The sequence below is a fragment of the Paenibacillus hodogayensis genome (genome assembly GCF_039536325.1).
Taxonomy (GTDB): domain Bacteria; phylum Bacillota; class Bacilli; order Paenibacillales; family NBRC-103111; genus Paenibacillus_AB; species Paenibacillus_AB hodogayensis.
Genome location: NZ_BAAAYO010000021.1, coordinates 372,058 through 388,544, shown reverse-complemented (window position 1 = coordinate 388,544; position 16,487 = coordinate 372,058). Strand labels below are relative to the sequence as shown.

Genomic DNA, 16,487 nt, shown 5'->3' with positions numbered 1-16,487 from the left:
TCCACTGTTCATCGTTGATAGACTGCCGCGTCGTCCAAATAAATTTCGTCGCACTCGTCGATCGCGATGACAATTTGCAAGTCTGCCACTGCACTGCCGTTAATCGACGACGGAACTTCCTCCAGCAGACCGATTTCGGACCACTCGCCTGCAGTACCGGCGAGATCGACGCGGATGGTCTGGTACGTGGCCAGCCGTTTGCCCGCTGCGTCCCTCGGATACACATATAATTGAATATTGCCGGTTTCGGTGCCTGCGAGCGTGTAATAGTATACCGAAGCCGCCGTCAATCCCGGCTGAGCGGCGAACGACTGGATCGCACCGCCGCGCTTCGCTCCGGCCTTCAAACCGGCCACCTTCAGGCTGGCCGAGCCTTTGTGGGCATATGTCCCGGTCACCCGCTGCACGGTGCCGGTCGCGTCGATCCATGGCTGCCAGGAGGTCGCCGTTGTGCCACTGCCAGACTCGAACGACGGGTTCGCCGTCAGCGAGCCGGTCGTACCGTCCTTCGCCTTCAGCAGCAGTTGCGCGTAATTCCGCTCCCTTGAAGGCGTGGCGCTAGCAGCCAAAGCGTATACTGCGTCGGTCACCGCACCGCCGCCAGACTCGCGGACTGCCAAATAGTCGGCAAGCGCGGCGAATTCGAACCCGTTCCAACCGGACCACGTCGCCGCCGGCTTTGTAATCATGCGCAGTGCAGGCTCGCTTTCGAATGCGGTCATCAAATCCAGCCGGTCCTGGGCCAACTGCAGACGCGCGTTGATTGAATCGGGCAACCGGTCGACGATGTCAAGCGCTTCTGCTTCATCCGTGATCCCCGTCTCTTTGCGCGGAAAGCTGCGCGCCGTCCGTTTTACGTATTCGAATGCATCATGGAACAACTGGGCCCGGGCCTGCTGCTGCGGCGTGCCGGCGTTTACAACGACAGCGTCGATCAAATCTTCCAAATCCAGCAAATCCTGCTCAGTCAACAGGTTCAAGTACGCATGGTTCAGGAAATCGAAATAAATGTTCGTTTTGCGCTTCTCGAACCAGGCGGATCCCATCACCCGTTGGGTCCAGAACTGTTCCCAGAAATCGAAATACGCTTTCAAATCCGCTGAGGCAGCAGGCCCCACTGCCCGCTCATACCATTCGTCCAACATAGCCTCGGGGGCGCGATCGGGATTCCATAGCAGCTTCGCGAATAGCCACGCCTTCGGACCGTCGCCGGCGTTCGGGTACATCTCCGTATACGTGCCAACCACCTGATGATCGGCCGCATATTGCCAGTTTTCAATCGTTTGCCCGTTATAGATCCGGGGCAGCAAATAAAGCGTACCGTACATGTAGTCGTACCAGCCGATTTGCGCGGCTACCGCGTTCCATGCGTCCGTAAGCGCGTGCTCGTCCGCTTCGACAACCCCGTCGATCCAGGCCATCCGATCCTTCGTCACAAACGGAATCACGTGATCGTTCAGGGCGAACGCAGGCGGATCGTTGACCTCGCGGTAGGCGAGCAGCCCGAACCATTTGTCCGGGTACACCAGCCGCACCCGTTCCACGACCTGGTTCACCCAATTGTAGTACAGGTCCGACATGTCGACATAACCCATCGAATTGATTTTGTTAGGATAGCTCGGATGGGACGGATTCGCTTCACAAAACCCGCCGGTATCGTTTACTCCCAGCGAATAAGAGCGCTTGCCCGGGTTGTTCTGGAAATATTGCAATATGCCGTATACCGCCGCATCCACCGTTCCCGGTACCGAGAAACACGGCTGCCAGCCCGCGGTAACGCCGGTTGCGGGCGGCTTCCCGTTCGGATAATATTCGGGATGCGTCGTGCCATACTTCTCCACCGGGAACAGCGCATGCAGGTTTTCTTTGTATTCGTATGGCTGGTTGTAGAACCCTTGCAGCTTGTTGCGTTGCGCCCAGACATTCAGCTCCTTCGTCCTTCCCGGTGATGCCGGATCCCCCCATGCCGGACTGATGACACGATTGGCAAAAACCGGTTGCTCCCGAACGTCCTCCCACGGCACGGTTAGGTCGTCGACTATCGGCACATCCTCTCCATTTGGACCGGGAAGCAGCCAGCGGACGCCGACGTACCGCTCCAAAAACTCCGTTACCCCGTTCAACGTGCCGTACTCCGTCGGGCCGATGATGGTTATGGCGTCTCCGTGCGGATGAAGCAGAAAGCCCTGCTCGTCCAGCCCATCGAGCCCGAGGACGATGTCGGGGTCGCCTGCCGAGGGCGTCGCTCCGACATACAGCTTCGTGAAGCCTGCGTAAGCCGTCCCTTGGCCGTTTAGACCCGCCTCGGTCATGACTGGAAGCGTCGCGCCGGTCGCTTTGCGCACATATTCGACAAGCAAGCCGGAGGCGGCGTCGGACAGCAGCTCGAAGCCGGGATTGGCGAGCGGCAGCCCGATCGAACCGGGTCCGGTCAATGCGATGTCGTCAAAGTAGACGAGCCGGGTGGCCGCCGTGTCCGTGTACAGCAGCACTGCCGCGTAGACGGTTCCCGCCGGAGCGGTTTTCGTCAGCGTAAAGCCGGTCCACCCGCCAAGCGTACCGACGCTGACCGAGCTTTGCGCCAGCATCGTATGACTGGCGTTATAGAAACGGATAAATACGAGCGGCTTTGTGCCCGACTGCAAGTATACGGAGCCGCTAACCGTGTAGGACAAGCCGCCCTCCGCCGCGACGTAATCGCTTTGCATGGCGTACGATTTGTCGTCGCTGTCGTCGATCCGCAAGCTGTAGGCGCCACTGTGGACAACCGCTTTCGACAAGGTGATTTTACCGCCGTTCGAGGCGGTCGGAGACCAACCGGGGATCGAGCCGGAGAAGCCGGCAGGCTCGGGAATCAGCACGACGGCGTGCGGCTGCCCGTCGACCACTATATCGAGCGGACTTCCCGCGGCTTGCGCCGGGGACGCCAGCAGGACGAGAGAAGCCAGTACCGCCGCCAGAACGGCGAGCCAGCCCCAGGTGAACGGCGCTTTCCCGGACCCGGCTGTGCGGTGAAATGAGTCGTTATTTGTCCGGTCTTCCACGAGCGACTGACATGCCGGAGCAACCCCAGCTCGTATGGGTAATGGGACTCTTTGACCGAAACGTCTATTCATGAATAAACACGCACCTTTCCTATAGAAAAAAGTGGTGATACCAGCCACAGCGCTCGCTTATGCCGGGACGAACGGCCACTCCAATTCGACGCCCTGACGGACGAGCCGCTTGCGGAATTCGTCGAGCAGCTCCTGATCTGCCCGCACTTGTCGCGGGCGAACGCCCCGCTCGACGCAGAAGGCGGCAAGCGATCCAGCCGCTTCGCCGATGTTCCACTCGACCGGATGCAGTCGGTAACAGCCGTTCGTAATATGGGTCGTGCCAATATTTTTGCCCGCCGCCAGCACGTTATCGACACGCTCTGGCAGCAAACTGCCGAGCGGGATTTGGAACGGATACGGACCGATATGCAGATAGTGACGCTGGCCGGTGCTCGGATGCAGATCGATCGCGTAGTAGCCGATGCCGACCGAATCAGTGTAGCGCTCTGCCCCGTCGCTCCGGTACGCCCTCGATATATGCTGCTCGAGCACAGTCGTCTCCGCGCGGATTCGTCTGGATTCGCGGATATAGGGCGCCAAGGCGAGTCCGTCTTCGGTACCGAACACGTCGCCGCGCAGTCGCAGCCCCGGATAGCCGACTTTGCCGTCCGGCCGCGGCGCTTCGGTCTGCATCCAGTACAGAAACGAAAGACTCATTTGTTTGGCGGCAAGCAGATGTCGTTCTTTTTCTTCTGCGGAAACGTCGATAATGGACCCGATGAAATAATCGTTTTGCGGCCAGTTTACCATCGTGATATCGCTTTCATAGGTGCCGGGCGCAAAATGTCGATTGTCGGCGATTCGCCGGTACGGGTACAGCGGGAACAGGTCGCCGTCCGAGAACAACGTGTACTGTCGGGGTTCCAGCGTAATGACGTGCGGGCCGACCCAATCGAACATCCGCCCCGGCCAAAACGCCGGACGGTACTCGCGCCAAAAGGCGTAATCGTCCGGCCGGGTGATCGTATGATCCTCCCCTTCCCGATAATCCATCGCAAAGCAATGCGTAATGGCCTGCATATCGTTCGGGTCTGCCGCTCCGGGCAGCGCATGCGGCTCCCCGGTATCGTTGCGCGACTCTGACCCAGCGACATATTCGATGCCCGCGAGCGGAAGCAGGTCGCCGCATTCGGTCGCGTCCAGCACGTATGGTGCGGTCAGCACGATCCGCTCCCCGCTGTCCCGGCTCCGCAACGTCACGGAGCGGATGAGATCCCCGTCCGTTTCCGCGGCAATTTGCTCGTGGCGCGTCAGCACGATTAGTCGGCCGCTGTGAATAAAGGGGGCCAGCATGTGCTGCAGCACGGCCAATGCCGTTCGCGGCTCATGGCTCACCCGGCTGACGAGCGCGCCGCCCGGGTTGAAGTATAGCTCCGCGCGCGCCTCTGCCGTCAGCGGAAAATGCGCACGGTAGTAGGCGCGCACGCCGTCGCGAAACGCCCGGTAAGAGGCGGTGCAGCCAAACTTCTCGATCCAGCGGTGCTCGTCGGGCGGAACGCCTTGACTGGTCGCCTGCCCGCCGATCCAGGCGGTTTCTTCTGTCATCACGACGGTCCGGCCGGCTTTCGCCGCCGCCAGCGCGGCGGCGCAGCCTCCCAGCCCGCCACCGACTATCGCTATATCCGCCTTCAGTTCCTTCCTCATGATCAGCCTCCTCATCGCTTTCTTGACGAAACGTTCTCAGCGTGAGCTGTCTTTCACTTCGCCCGGCGTTACGCCCCAATATTTGTGAAACAAACGGGAAAAATAACCGACATCCTTGTAGCCGACTTGATCGGCCGTATCGTACACCCTGCACCCTTCCTGCAGCAGCTGCTTGGCCCGCTCCATTTTTTTATCGATGACATAGGTGGAGAACGGCTTGCCGATCTCCTGCTTGAACAGTCGGCTCAAGTAAGACGAGTTGACGAACAGTCGTTCTGCGACGTCGTTTAGCGTAATATCTTTGCCAATCTGTTCGTCGACTATCGCCAGCATGCGTCGCACTGTTTCGTGGATAGCGGTGTTTCGTTCCCGTTGCAAATAGGTGCAATACCGGGCGACGAGCCGCAACAGCCAGTCGAGCGCCTGACCCCTCGACTTCAGCCGGTCCAGGTGAACGTATAACTCAAAATCGTCCTCTAGCACGTCGCGGATCGACCAGCCCTGCTGGTGAATGAGTCGGGCCACGACACCGCTTAACGCGATGAGCCGTTCCTGGACGTCGCCCGCCGACGAGGAATCCGTCTCTGTTACGTCCCGTGCCAGCAGCTCGCGCAGCAGCCCGCCGGCTATGTCACCACGGCCGGTTTGCAGACTCGCCTCGAAGCGGTTCAGGGGCGATACCGGGGGCGCCGAATCCCGTCCGCCCGCGCCAAAATCGCGGTATGGAATGACGATGTCGTTGCCGTGTGCGATCCTCTCCCCGAGCGATCTGCGCGCCTGCCGGTACAAGTCCGGCAGGTGCACCGGCCTATCGGCCACGCCGCTGATGCCGGCGCTGGCCGTCACCTTCAGGCATTCCCGGACCGTTCCGATAAATTTGACGGCTGCCGTATGGACGTGCAGCAATAGCGCGTTGGCTCCCGTTTCGGGCGGAGCGGCGAATACGGCTACGGTCGCGCCTTCCCTATCGCGAAACACGCGCCATGACACGCCGGCCAACGTTTCCCTGGCAATGTCCGCAAGCGAAAATTGCAGCATCGGGTACGAGCCTTGCAGCGACGACGCCCCCTCGTCCCATTCATCCATGTCGACGACAGCGACGGCGAGCAGCGAGCCGACCGGCCATTCGATTTGCAGCTCCCGCCCGCGTTCAGCCAGCTCGGCTTCGTCCCACGTGCCGGAAATCCAATTCTGCAGCAGCATCTCCTGCAAATAGGGCAGGTTTTGACTCCAGCGCTCGCGCAGCCGCGCTAGGCCGTGCTTTTGCTCCAGCTCCTTGCGCACATGGTCGGCCGCACTCAGCACGGCGCTCAAAATTTCCGCCTCCCCGGCCGGCTTCAGCAAATAGTGGCTGATGCCGAGCGTCATCGCCTGCTGCGCGTAGGCGAAGCTGTCGTGACCGCTCAGGACGACACAGCGGATCGTCGGGTCCAGCGCGCGCGTCGCTTCGGCCAGCTGCAGCCCGTTCATCTTCGGCATCTGAATATCGAGCAGCAGCAGCTCGGGTCGGCGTGATTCAATCCACTGCAGAGCCTCGCGGCCGTTCGCCGCCATACCGACAATCTCGATGCCGTGCTGCTCCCACTGAATATTGTTCGCCAGGCTGTTTCGCAGCTTTTTCTCGTCCTCGACAATCAGCAGCTTCATTCCCTTTCCCCCGTCCCCGCATCGTCTGCACCGCTTGCATCACCTTCGTCAGCACGGTTTATCCGCTCACTATCGTCGCTTTCGGAGTCGCCTGAGCACCCGTCCAATGGAACGTACAGCTCTACCCTCGTACCGATCCCCTCGGCGCTTTCGATCGCAAGCGTCGATCGCTCCCCGTAATACAGCTTCATCCGCGCGGCCACATTGCGCAGGCCGAACAAATCGTCGCCTTCGGCAGCAGCGTCCGGAGCGGTAAACGATAAAGACGGACCGGTACGCATATGTCGATCAAGCCGTCTCCGGATGTCGTCGAGCCGCTCCGCGGCTATTCCGCAACCGTTGTCCTCCACGGCCACAAGCAGCATGCCATCCGCAATGCGACCGACGACGCGCAACAAGCCTTCGTGCTCCAGCTCGGCGAATCCGTGCAGTATCGCGTTTTCCACCAGCGGCTGGAGCAGCAGTTTGAGCAGCTGTACGTCGCGGCTATCGTCGGAAATGTCGTATTCGACGGAAAATTGCTCCGAGAAGCGGATTTGCTGCACGCGCACGTAATAGTGCAGATGACGCACGGTCTCGCCGAGCGTAAACGTCTCCTGCCCTTTGTTCAGGCTTAGTCGAAAAAATTTGGACAAATTCAGCACCATTTCGCTAATTTCTTCGGCTTCGTACTCCTTGGCCGACCAATAAATCGAATCGAGCGTGTTATACAAAAAATGCGGATTGATTTGCGACTGCAAAAATTTCAGCTCGGTTTTCGAAAGCAACAGCTGCTGCTCGTAATGGTCCTGAATGAGACGGCGCTGGTCCTCGACGGTCCGGTTGAACGAGGCGATTAAATAACCGAGTTCGTCCTGCCGGCCGTCGGCCAGCCGGATTTGCAAATTGCCGGTACGCAGTTGCCGCATCCCGAAGGCGAGCCGCTCGAGCGGCGACGAAATGCTGCGATACACGACCCACGAAATCCAGAAGGCGAGCACGACGCTGATCGCGATGATCAGATACGTGAACAGTCGCACTGGCGCGGCGGGAAGGTTCAACTCTGCCTCCGGCTGCGCCAACACAACCGACCAGCCGGTCTCCGCCGACATCGAGCGGACCATCAGCATCCGCTCGCCCGTCTCCGGCGACGCTCGGACGATGGTATCCCGGCTGCCGTCGTCCCAGCCGGGGATGGCGGCCGAGCCGCCGGTTTTGGTCACGAGTACGCCGCCCGCAGCGTACAAGTAAATGCGCGCCTTTCCGCTCGGCAGGAGCGGCCGAATCAGCTCCAGCAGCGTTTGCTTGCGGAGTGTGACGATCAACAGATTCGGCTTGTCATGCTGCGGCACCCTGTCCATCGAGCGCACCATCGACACGTACGCCGGATCGAAGATGCCGTTCCATTCGTCGCGGCCGCCGGGCCGGGCCGCATCTTCGGGAACGTTCAGTACAGAAAGCTTGCCGCCCGTTTGCACAATTCGTCCGGCCACGCCGTCATAAGCTGCAGAATCCCCGAACTGTTTTCCCCCATAGTTGGTGGATAACAGGGTCCGCGACGGTGAAAGCAGCATGGACAGCTGGGACAGCAGCGGATTGACCGACGTGAACCCGGACATGTTTTTCAACAGCTGGGCGAATTGCAGCAGCGATTCCGTGGAAGGCTGGACGCCGGCGCGTTCGATCGCGGCTATCGTTTGCGGATCGGTTGAGATCAGCTCGGCCAACTCCTCCACGTTGCGCAGCGCCTGGTCGATATAGCCGATCGCCGAATCGAGAGCGGCTTTGGTTCTAAGCGAAATTTGTTCCTCCAAAATATCTTGGGAGCGAACGCTGGCGTATAAGCTTACCGCCACAAGCGGCAGCAAGCTCAGCAAAAAATAACAGGTCAGCCTCACCTGAATATGGCGCGTAAATTTGTCGTACAGCCATCGTCCCCATTCCGTCACGACCGGTGCTCCTTTCAGCGTTTGTCTCCTTTGGGAGACAGACCATTCAGCATCTATTGTAAAGGAGAACGGGAAAACCGACGACAACATTTACCATCCCTTATTTACTTGCCGCTTTTTTCGCCGCAATGTCGAGGTTCGCTTTCTCCTCAGCCTCCCGAAGCGCCGTGCTGACGTCCTTTTCGCCGAGGGCAACCGAATTAAACGCCGCGTATAACGGGGCGGTCGCCAAATTCATGTACGGGCTGATCGTGATGGGCGAAGCATATTGATCGGGAACAACGCCGTCGACATGTTTCCCCTTCAATGCCGGCACGTTCTTGCCCATTTGCTCCTTATACTGTTTGTTCTTCAGAACCGGGATAAAGCCTTGATCGATCAATGTCTGCTGATATTCCTCGGAGGTGAGCCAGGAGATGACCTGAAACGCCTCATCCCGGTGTTTGCTTGTGTTCGGAACAGCATAGTAGGTCGAATACGGAGCGGAACCGACGCCCTTCGCCTCGGGCAGCATCGGCAGCGACACGACATCCCAGTTCGTCGTCTCCGGTGGGAACGAGGAGCCTCCGATCATCGCCATCATCGCGACATTTTTGTTTTTGTTGAACGCCGTGCTTGGCGAATTCAGCTCGTCGATCGTTGGTTGGTTTCCGGGAATTTGGTAAAACCGCGCCACATTATTGAATATTTTTCGCCAGTTGTCGTTATTGAGAACCGCCTTCTCTGTTTTCGGATCGATCAATTCCTGCGCATACTGGTTCATCAGCGCGAGATGACTGAATGACACGCCGAAGCCTTTGTAGGTATTGCCGCCGTCGGTCCGGGTCAGTTTCTTGGCCAGCTCGTACACTTCATCCCAGCTCATGTTGTCCTTCGGATAAGCCACGCCAAACTTATCGAACAAGTCCTTGTTGTAAAACAACGCCGTCGTGGAGACTTGCACCGGCAACCCATAGAGCTTGCCGCCGGACAGCTTGCGCATCCCTTCCACCGCCATCGGTTCCAGCTTGCTTAAATCGTAGCGGTTGCTCGCAATCAGATCGGAGATGTCCTGACCGAGTCCCAGCTCCACAAGGTCCGCCACCGTGCCGGATGAAGCATTGATGATGTCGATGCTTGTGCCGGAAGCGATCAAATCGGCCAGCATCGTCCCTTTGTCCCGCCAATACACCTTGAAAGTAACGTTCGGGAATTTTTCCTTCAGCGCTTTGCCGACTCCTTTCATGAACGCGTCTTGAGAGTATCCGCCAGCATTCAAATAGTACGTCAGCTCGAGCGGCTGGTTGAGCTTGGAATAGGGGGTAGTAGCCGGAGCCTGATCCGGCTGGTCTCCTCCCTTTGACGTTTGCCCGTTCATCCCCGCCCCCCCGCTGCAAGCGCTTACGATTGCAGCCGTTAAAAGAAGCAACGCGGCCGTTCCTGTTTTCCGATGCATACCGATAATCCCCTTTCGCATCTGCCCACCGAGTTTGTCCAAGCATGCGGGTTTTACCGCTACTTCTTCCATTGCTCCGAATCTGACGCCGGTTCGTCGTGTCACCGCTGCGGCAGAATGGTGCGTTCACCTCCCTTCATGAATGAAAGAAATCGATTTCTAATTTGCGCGCGTCGGTTGACCACGGAGGATTCTGTCTGTTCCTTCGCGTTTTCCGAACGCCTCGTTTTCTGCACGAATCATTTTTTGCGGTTTGCATACCACGCGTTCACCTCGTCCGTTAATTCGCCGCCGCCCTCCTTGTACCAGCGGGCGACAAAGGCGTCGAATTCGGACAAAGGCGCCACTCCGGCGACGATCTTCGTAAACGTCTCCTGCATGTCCTTTTCCAGATTGGCTCCATATTTGCCCATCGCCGGCGTCGGCGTTCCGGTAAAGGCGCTTTTGATCAAATTTTCACGGATACGCTGTACATTTTCGTTCAGACGGAATTGCGTTCCCAAGCCGTCTAGCCGTTCTCTCGTCACCTGCGGGTCGGCGGGGTCGGCCAGGTTGGAATATATGCCGCGATAGAAATGCTTGTTGTGCTCGGCAAAATCGATGACCATCTTGCCGTTCATCTGCGTCCACACTTCGTTTTCGAAGCCGAGCTTGACGCTGCGGTAGCCTTCTTCGGACAAAAAATCGAGCAAACGGACCGCGCCTGCGGCATTGCCGCCTTTGGCCGGCAAGACGCTGTAATACCGTACAAGCTGGGAGGCTCCCGTACCTTTGCGGTCGTCCGGGCCGGTCGGGTAATCGAGCGGAATCCATTCCGCTTGCGGGTCGTTCCGGCGATTGTCCTCGATCGGACCGCGCGTATCCGACCATGAGGCGACGAACAGTCCCGTTTGGCCGGCGGCGATTTTTTCGTTGAACACTGCCGTTTTATTCAACATAAATTGCGGATCCAGCAGCCTTTCGCCGTATAGCTTGGCCATGAAGGCCAAAGCCTCCTTCGTTTCGGGCAGCACGGTTCCATTCACGAGTCTGCCTTCCCGCTCATACCAGGCCGTTAACGATACTTGCGTGCCGAATGCCCCGAACATCGGACCGGTGCCACCCAAGTTTTCGCGGATCGAAAGGCCGACCGTATTCGGCTTGCCGTTGCCGTCCGGATCGCGCTCTGCAAACGCCTTGATTACCGAATAGTATTCGTCGAGCGTTGTAGGCGGCTTGAGGCCGAGACGATCGAGCCAATCTTTGCGGCCGTACATCAAGTAGCCGCCTGGCGCCTCGTTCAGGCTCGGAATCGCATAAATTCGACCGTTGATCGTCACGCTGTCCCACGCTTCCTGTGGGATTCGCTTCATAAGTTGTGGCGCAAACCGGTTGATGAGATCGTCGAGCGGCAGCAGCTCACCCCGATTCACGTAGTTGACGAACCAGCTCGCGTTGCTTGTGCTGACCAGGTCAGGGACGTCGTCGGACGCCATAATGACGCTTAGCTTGGTGTCGAAGCCTTCGCTCGGCGGAGCTGTAACACGGACGTCGAGCTTGGTGCCGTTGCGGATGTACTCGATATACGGATTGCGGTTGATATCCGTGCTCTCCGGAAATTTGGCGTTCAGCCCATTGGTGACTACGCGAACGACGGGCCAACCCGAGCCCAGCGAACTTGCTGCCTTATCGCGAGCCCGATTCGCGTCGATGTCCCCGCGGCAGCCCGCCAGTATACATGCCATCCCCAACAAAATTGCGATCCCTTTCCCATTTGCAAGCACCATATGGTTAAACGTCCCTTCACGTCAAATGCCTTCATCGGGATAACTATATTGTAGGAAAACCCCGCCTCCATCGCCAGATGAACCCTATGACATCATCATGGACTATGATGACCGAATGAACCATCCAATGATCGATCGTTCAGCAGCATAGCTGTCAAGCGGCATGTCCCGTTCAACGACTGCGAACAGTAAGTCTACTGTTATTTGACAAGACGAATATACCTTTCTTTGTTTTCTACAATAAAATCAAGAAAGCATCTCACAGCCATTGAGGCTTGTTTTCTATTTTTGATGGCTATTCCAATGCTTCGGGAGAAACTGGGGGATGTTTCTTTGCTGACGATATTGTACTGGGTTCTTTTTAGAATAAGTTCAGCCAAAATACTTATACCTAGTCCGTTTTCGACCATTGAAATAATCGTGTAATCATCATCGAGGCGGTATTCGATCTTTGCTTTGATATGATGTTGGCGAAACATTTCTAACACTTCTTTTTTTGTCCCTTCTTCCAAAAGGATCATGGATTCCTGCTCAAAAATTTTCAAGGGCACGGACTCTTCATAAGCATAGGCATGGTTGGCGGGCAAAATAGCGAGCATCCGGTCCTCCATGATCGGAATCACTTCAAATTCTCTCCAAGTAGGCAAATCCACAAAACCGAAATCGACCGTCCCTTCCGAAATCCAGTTTTCGATTTGACGGTAGTCCCCTTGAATCAGTTCAAATTTTATATTCGGATGCTTGATTTTAAAGTCTTTAAGAAGCGGGGAAAGCAGATGACACGAAATACTGGAGAACGTTCCGATCCGGATAAGGCCGCTTTCTATTCCACGCAATTCAGACACCTTGTCTGAAAGCTCATTATAGGCTTGGCTTACCTTTTGAATATGCGGCAGCAGTTCTTCGCCGTCTGAAGTAACCGAAACTCCAGCATGACTTCTATTCAAAAGCTTGATACCAAACTCATTTTCCAGAGAAATAATGATTTGGCTTACGGCCGATTGAGAATAATTGCAATAATCTGCGGCCCGTGACAAGCTTCCAAGTTCAATGACCTTCATAAACACTTCGTATTTCGATTTTTTCATAGTGCCTCCAGCCGATCATAAGATATTCTTATTCTGAGTATATCATATATTCACTTTTCTTATGTTTTGAACATGAGTAAGATATTGTTCATGACACGACAGTAGAGGCTAAGGTGATTCGAATGACACAAAAACAAGCAAACTTCGTTTTAGCTACGGTATCCATAGCTTGGGGCCTGTCTTATATTTTCATGAAGCTCGGCATTGACGGAATACCGCCGGCAACCATTGTGGCATTGCGTTGCGGCATTGCCTTCCTTGTAACCATGCTGATTTTTGGTAAAAAAATGATGAAAATCAATACGAATCTATTGAAATATGCTTCTATCTCCGGTGCTTTACTGGCAGGCATTTTTGCCATGCTGATGTATGGAGTGCTGCATACATCTGCGACCTCCGCAGGTTTTTTGACGAGTACCACTGTAGTGATGGTTCCTATCCTTCAAGCGTTCCTTCAACGAAAGCTTCCATCCCGAAATATTATTGTTGGAGTTGTGATCGTATCTATTGGACTCATACTCATGACCGTTCGCAATCCGTTGACATTTGATGTCGGCGCCCTATATTGCTTGATTGCTGCTTTGCTTTATGCTGTCCATATTATGGTCTCAAACCATTTTGTACGAGAAGTAGACCCTTTACAATTAGGCATTTATCAACTTGGCTTTTCTGCCCTTTATGCCACTGTGTTTACCTTTATGTTTGAAAAACCCATTTTGCCGGATAGCCCTATCCACTGGTTAGCAATTCTTGGTTTAGCGCTGATATGCAGCGCTTATGGTTTTGTTATGCAATCTGTCGCTCAAAAGTATACTACGGCCGTCAGTGTAGGGTTTCTATTCTCGCTCGAACCCATTTTCTCCGCGATCTTTGCCTTTATCTTCTTAAAGGAGATTGTCGGACTAAACAGCTATATCGGTGCTGCACTCATCCTCACGGGCGTTTTTATAGCAAATCGCAGCACGAGTCGGGGATCAAGAAACCCCGGCGCTCATCCATTAAGCTGACGAGCCACGCAAGAGGACTGCACAAAGCCCCCCAAATGCATGGCTCATCTGGCACGAAAAAATTACTTGATACAGTCAACTTTGCTCGGAAAGATGCTCTTTCCCTTACATAATTTTAAGTCTTGTCACTTCTTTTAATTTATGATTTTCTATTTGCAGTTTATAAATATCCGGCTTCCTGGTTTGAGTTAGAAAATCAAACCCGTAGTTTGAATCAAAGTAATTCATCATCAAAGTCATAATATTCCCGTGGGTTCCCAGTGCTATATTCATTCCTTTAAATTGTTCCAAAATGGTTTCTAAAACGGCAACTGCTCTAAGCTGACACTCCTTGTTGGATTCCCCTCCGGGCAACGAAAAATCGGGCTCACTGAAACTTCGTTGTAAGGCTGGCATAAAGCCGTCATCCGAGATATAAACATTTTCTCCCGCAAACTGCCTTTCTCTTAGATCCTCGTAAATCTTAATCTCCAATTTTAATATTCGAGCCAGTTCCTCAAGTGTTAGAATTGCTCGTGAATACGGACTGGATACTATCCCATTAATCCCTTCAGTCATAAGGGCTTTTGTAACTTCTTGGGCCTTCTTCTTGCCTTCGGCTGTTAGTCCCCTTGTTCTTTCGGTACCTTCTGTATACGGCGATTCCGCATGCCTAACCATATAGATGGTGGTCATTTTTTCACCTCCTCATTAAGTTCGCGAATTTCATCATCAAGTAGTAACCGCAGATCACCCAATGTCTATGCGGTCCCTCCCGAGGAGGCGATCACTCGTTGCTCGATCCCGTCCAACAACAAAGCAACTCCCGACTCGAACATCTCGTCAGATCCGAATAACTTGAATAGTTGAGCATCATGCATTCGCTCGATCAGACTGAATTGGGAGAGATTGATTTCGGATTCGCCCTCATCTTCAAGAGTCAAATGCAACGTACGCTGTTCATACTCGTCTATGGCATAATGGATCACAAAATTGAACACAGAAGTCATATATGAAAACTTTTGCTTGTCCGATAACGGCGTCGGCTCGATCAGTTGCAGCAGGCAGTCGAACAACTGCAAATAATCGGACTCGGGACGCGACTTCACGAGAATCTGAGCGGAGCATGGGAACTTTTTCAGCTTCTGGCGAATGACTTGTATGCTTACCAGCAGCCGTTCCCTCCATGCTCCGGTCTCAGGAAGATCGCGAATGATCTCTCGTGCGACTTCGTTCGCGAGCGCTTGGTACAAAATTTGCTTGTTCTTGAAATACCAATAAATCGTTGGCGCTTGAACATGGAGTTCTGTGGCGAGACTTCTCATCGTAAATTGCTCGATACCTTGGGAAGCAAGCAGCTTCCAAGAAGCTTCTGTGATTTTCTCTTCAGATATATGGGGCCTGCGCTGCGGCTTCATTCTGTCAGCTCCAATCGCATTTCTTTTACACCTTATTATAGCTTAAGTGGGCCAGGGTTTGGTAAAACAAGCCCAACACCAGCGCAACGAGATAAGCGAATGGGATGGAGAACGTATGGCCGAAAGGCTGAAATTAATCCTCGATAACCATATCTTCATCTGGCAATGGCTTTTGATTAAACATCTGCTCGCCAGCTTGCGCAGATAGTCGAACATCCCTCGTGCCTCGTTGGATTGCGGATAATTCATAATCCCGAAGTGCGGCCATCAATTCTTTATTTTCGTTTTTCGCTTGAACCAGTTCCCTGGACAGCTCGCTTGCATCAAACAATGCCGCATTTCCCCCGATACCGACAGGAGTCATTGGGTGTAGAGCATCGCCGAGCAGTACGACCTGCGTCGTTTCCTTCCACGGCTTATATGGCGTCACATTACGAAGATGGTAGACTCCCGTTAATTCGGGTTCGGCCAATTCAAGCATGCGTTTGACTTGCGGATGCCACTCCCGGGTTCTCTCTTGTGCGAGTTGCAACAATTCTGAACCGCTTAGATGGAAAAGCTGTTCATCAGGAATCTGGAACCATTCCGGCGACCCGGCAAATGCAACATAAAGATAGTCTTTTTGCGGAGTGATTGTCACCTGAGGAGCCAAGGAATCCGTAATCTTCTCCAGAGGCTGTTGGAAGGCCATATCCTCAAAAAGCAGCATGGCCGGAGCTTCTTCATCCGGATTCCGGACTCCTCGCATTTCTGGGCCGGTAAGTAAGTTCAATTCCTTTCTTCGTTGTTCGTCCAAGAAAACCTTTGTATATAATACCCTACCTCCCGTATCGAAAATTTCAATTCCCGGCTTATATTGATTCCGAATCCTGGACGCACCGCCGTCAGCTCCCACGAGTATATCTGCGTCGATGTGCTCCCCATTATCAAACCAAGCTCTGATTTGCCCGTTGTCCAACTTCTCGTAGTGCGTGAACCGGTAGCCAAAATGAATATTTTCACCCAATTCTCCAAGCAGCACTTCTCTAAAGGTAAACCGATTCACGGAAGGAAGGATTTTTTTAGTTTGATCATCATTCATTCTTCGAGGTTCCCCGCTCGGTTTCAAGGAATCAGCGTCTAGGAATACAGGATGGGGCGGGGTCATAACGGAAGTAGCGAGATAAAGTTCGTATAGATGACTCGGCAAGCAATTTTCAAGCGCAGCGGTACCATTAGGATTCAATTTAATGCGGTATCCTGTTTGGCGAAATGTAGTGGACGGCTCTTTTTCATAGACATGAAAGTCGATATTATTTTTCTTTAAACTTTGGGCCAGAGCAAGCCCGCCAAGCCCGCCTCCAATAATAGCTACAGAAAATGTACGCATCCTTCAACAGCTCCTTTAACGTTGTTAGATTTATTTAACGTATATAATATTAGACTCACTCCATTCTTTTGTCAACATGCGCAAAAATATTATGGCGGACTGGACTGA

Annotated in this window: 11 protein-coding genes; 1 reads left to right on the top strand and 10 read right to left on the bottom strand. The window is 54.3% G+C overall.

Annotation, left to right across the window (positions count from 1 at the left end; all coding sequences use genetic code 11):
• Positions 1-8 precede the first annotated feature (8 nt).
• From ABD796_RS34670 to ABD796_RS34640, 7 genes are all read right to left on the bottom strand, one after another.
• Positions 9-3,044: a DUF4838 domain-containing protein gene (locus ABD796_RS34670; protein ID WP_344917202.1), complete on the bottom strand. Its 3,036-nt coding sequence runs from the start codon at positions 3,042-3,044 to the stop codon at positions 9-11.
• Between the two features lie 129 nt (positions 3,045-3,173).
• A complete protein-coding gene (locus ABD796_RS34665; protein WP_344917200.1) occupies positions 3,174-4,742 on the bottom strand; it encodes an FAD-dependent oxidoreductase in 1,569 nt (522 codons plus the stop codon).
• A gap of 36 nt (positions 4,743-4,778) precedes the next feature.
• On the bottom strand, positions 4,779-6,389 hold the full coding sequence (locus tag ABD796_RS34660; protein ID WP_344917198.1) for a response regulator: 1,611 nt from the start codon (positions 6,387-6,389) through the stop codon (positions 4,779-4,781).
• Positions 6,386-8,317, bottom strand: coding sequence for a histidine kinase (locus ABD796_RS34655; RefSeq protein WP_344917196.1), 1,932 nt, complete (start codon positions 8,315-8,317; stop codon positions 6,386-6,388). The genes ABD796_RS34660 and ABD796_RS34655 overlap by 4 nt, the downstream gene beginning before the upstream one ends.
• A gap of 100 nt (positions 8,318-8,417) precedes the next feature.
• Positions 8,418-9,752, bottom strand: a complete 1,335-nt coding sequence (locus ABD796_RS34650; protein ID WP_344917195.1) for an extracellular solute-binding protein — start codon at positions 9,750-9,752, stop codon at positions 8,418-8,420.
• 239 nt (positions 9,753-9,991) lie between these two features.
• The gene (locus ABD796_RS34645) at positions 9,992-11,518 is read right to left on the bottom strand and encodes an extracellular solute-binding protein (protein WP_344917193.1); all 1,527 of its coding nucleotides are present in this window, start codon (positions 11,516-11,518) and stop codon (positions 9,992-9,994) included.
• A gap of 200 nt (positions 11,519-11,718) precedes the next feature.
• A complete protein-coding gene (locus tag ABD796_RS34640; RefSeq protein ID WP_344917191.1) occupies positions 11,719-12,606 on the bottom strand; it encodes a LysR family transcriptional regulator in 888 nt (295 codons plus the stop codon).
• A 122-nt stretch (positions 12,607-12,728) separates the two neighbouring features.
• Here ABD796_RS34640 and ABD796_RS34635 point away from each other — a divergent pair, with 122 nt between their 5' ends.
• On the top strand, positions 12,729-13,613 hold the full coding sequence (locus ABD796_RS34635; protein ID WP_344917189.1) for a DMT family transporter: 885 nt from the start codon (positions 12,729-12,731) through the stop codon (positions 13,611-13,613).
• Between the two features lie 105 nt (positions 13,614-13,718).
• Here the strand turns inward: ABD796_RS34635 and ABD796_RS34630 are convergent, their stop codons facing one another.
• The 3 genes from ABD796_RS34630 to ABD796_RS34620 all read right to left on the bottom strand — a co-directional run bounded on the left by ABD796_RS34630 (position 13,719) and on the right by ABD796_RS34620 (position 16,379).
• Positions 13,719-14,288: a histidine phosphatase family protein gene (locus ABD796_RS34630; RefSeq protein WP_344917187.1), complete on the bottom strand. Its 570-nt coding sequence runs from the start codon at positions 14,286-14,288 to the stop codon at positions 13,719-13,721.
• A 65-nt stretch (positions 14,289-14,353) separates the two neighbouring features.
• Complete coding sequence (locus tag ABD796_RS34625) at positions 14,354-15,010, bottom strand: TetR/AcrR family transcriptional regulator (protein ID WP_344917185.1); 657 nt, start codon at positions 15,008-15,010, stop codon at positions 14,354-14,356.
• A gap of 133 nt (positions 15,011-15,143) precedes the next feature.
• A complete protein-coding gene (locus ABD796_RS34620; protein ID WP_344917183.1) occupies positions 15,144-16,379 on the bottom strand; it encodes an FAD-dependent oxidoreductase in 1,236 nt (411 codons plus the stop codon).
• Positions 16,380-16,487 lie beyond the last annotated feature (108 nt).

Excerpts from the sequence above, each read along its gene's own strand:
- ABD796_RS34630 (WP_344917187.1), bottom strand. The coding sequence starts at position 14,288 with ATGACCACCATCTATATGGTTAGGCATGCGGAATCGCCGTATACAGAA.
- ABD796_RS34660 (WP_344917198.1), bottom strand. The coding sequence starts at position 6,389 with ATGAAGCTGCTGATTGTCGAGGACGAGAAAAAGCTGCGAAACAGCCTG.
- ABD796_RS34640 (WP_344917191.1), bottom strand. The coding sequence starts at position 12,606 with ATGAAAAAATCGAAATACGAAGTGTTTATGAAGGTCATTGAACTTGGA.
- ABD796_RS34625 (WP_344917185.1), bottom strand. The coding sequence starts at position 15,010 with ATGAAGCCGCAGCGCAGGCCCCATATATCTGAAGAGAAAATCACAGAA.
- ABD796_RS34635 (WP_344917189.1), top strand. The coding sequence starts at position 12,729 with ATGACACAAAAACAAGCAAACTTCGTTTTAGCTACGGTATCCATAGCT.
- ABD796_RS34665 (WP_344917200.1), bottom strand. The coding sequence starts at position 4,742 with ATGAGGAAGGAACTGAAGGCGGATATAGCGATAGTCGGTGGCGGGCTG.
- ABD796_RS34650 (WP_344917195.1), bottom strand. The coding sequence starts at position 9,752 with ATGCATCGGAAAACAGGAACGGCCGCGTTGCTTCTTTTAACGGCTGCA.
- ABD796_RS34645 (WP_344917193.1), bottom strand. The coding sequence starts at position 11,518 with ATGGTGCTTGCAAATGGGAAAGGGATCGCAATTTTGTTGGGGATGGCA.
- ABD796_RS34620 (WP_344917183.1), bottom strand. The coding sequence starts at position 16,379 with ATGCGTACATTTTCTGTAGCTATTATTGGAGGCGGGCTTGGCGGGCTT.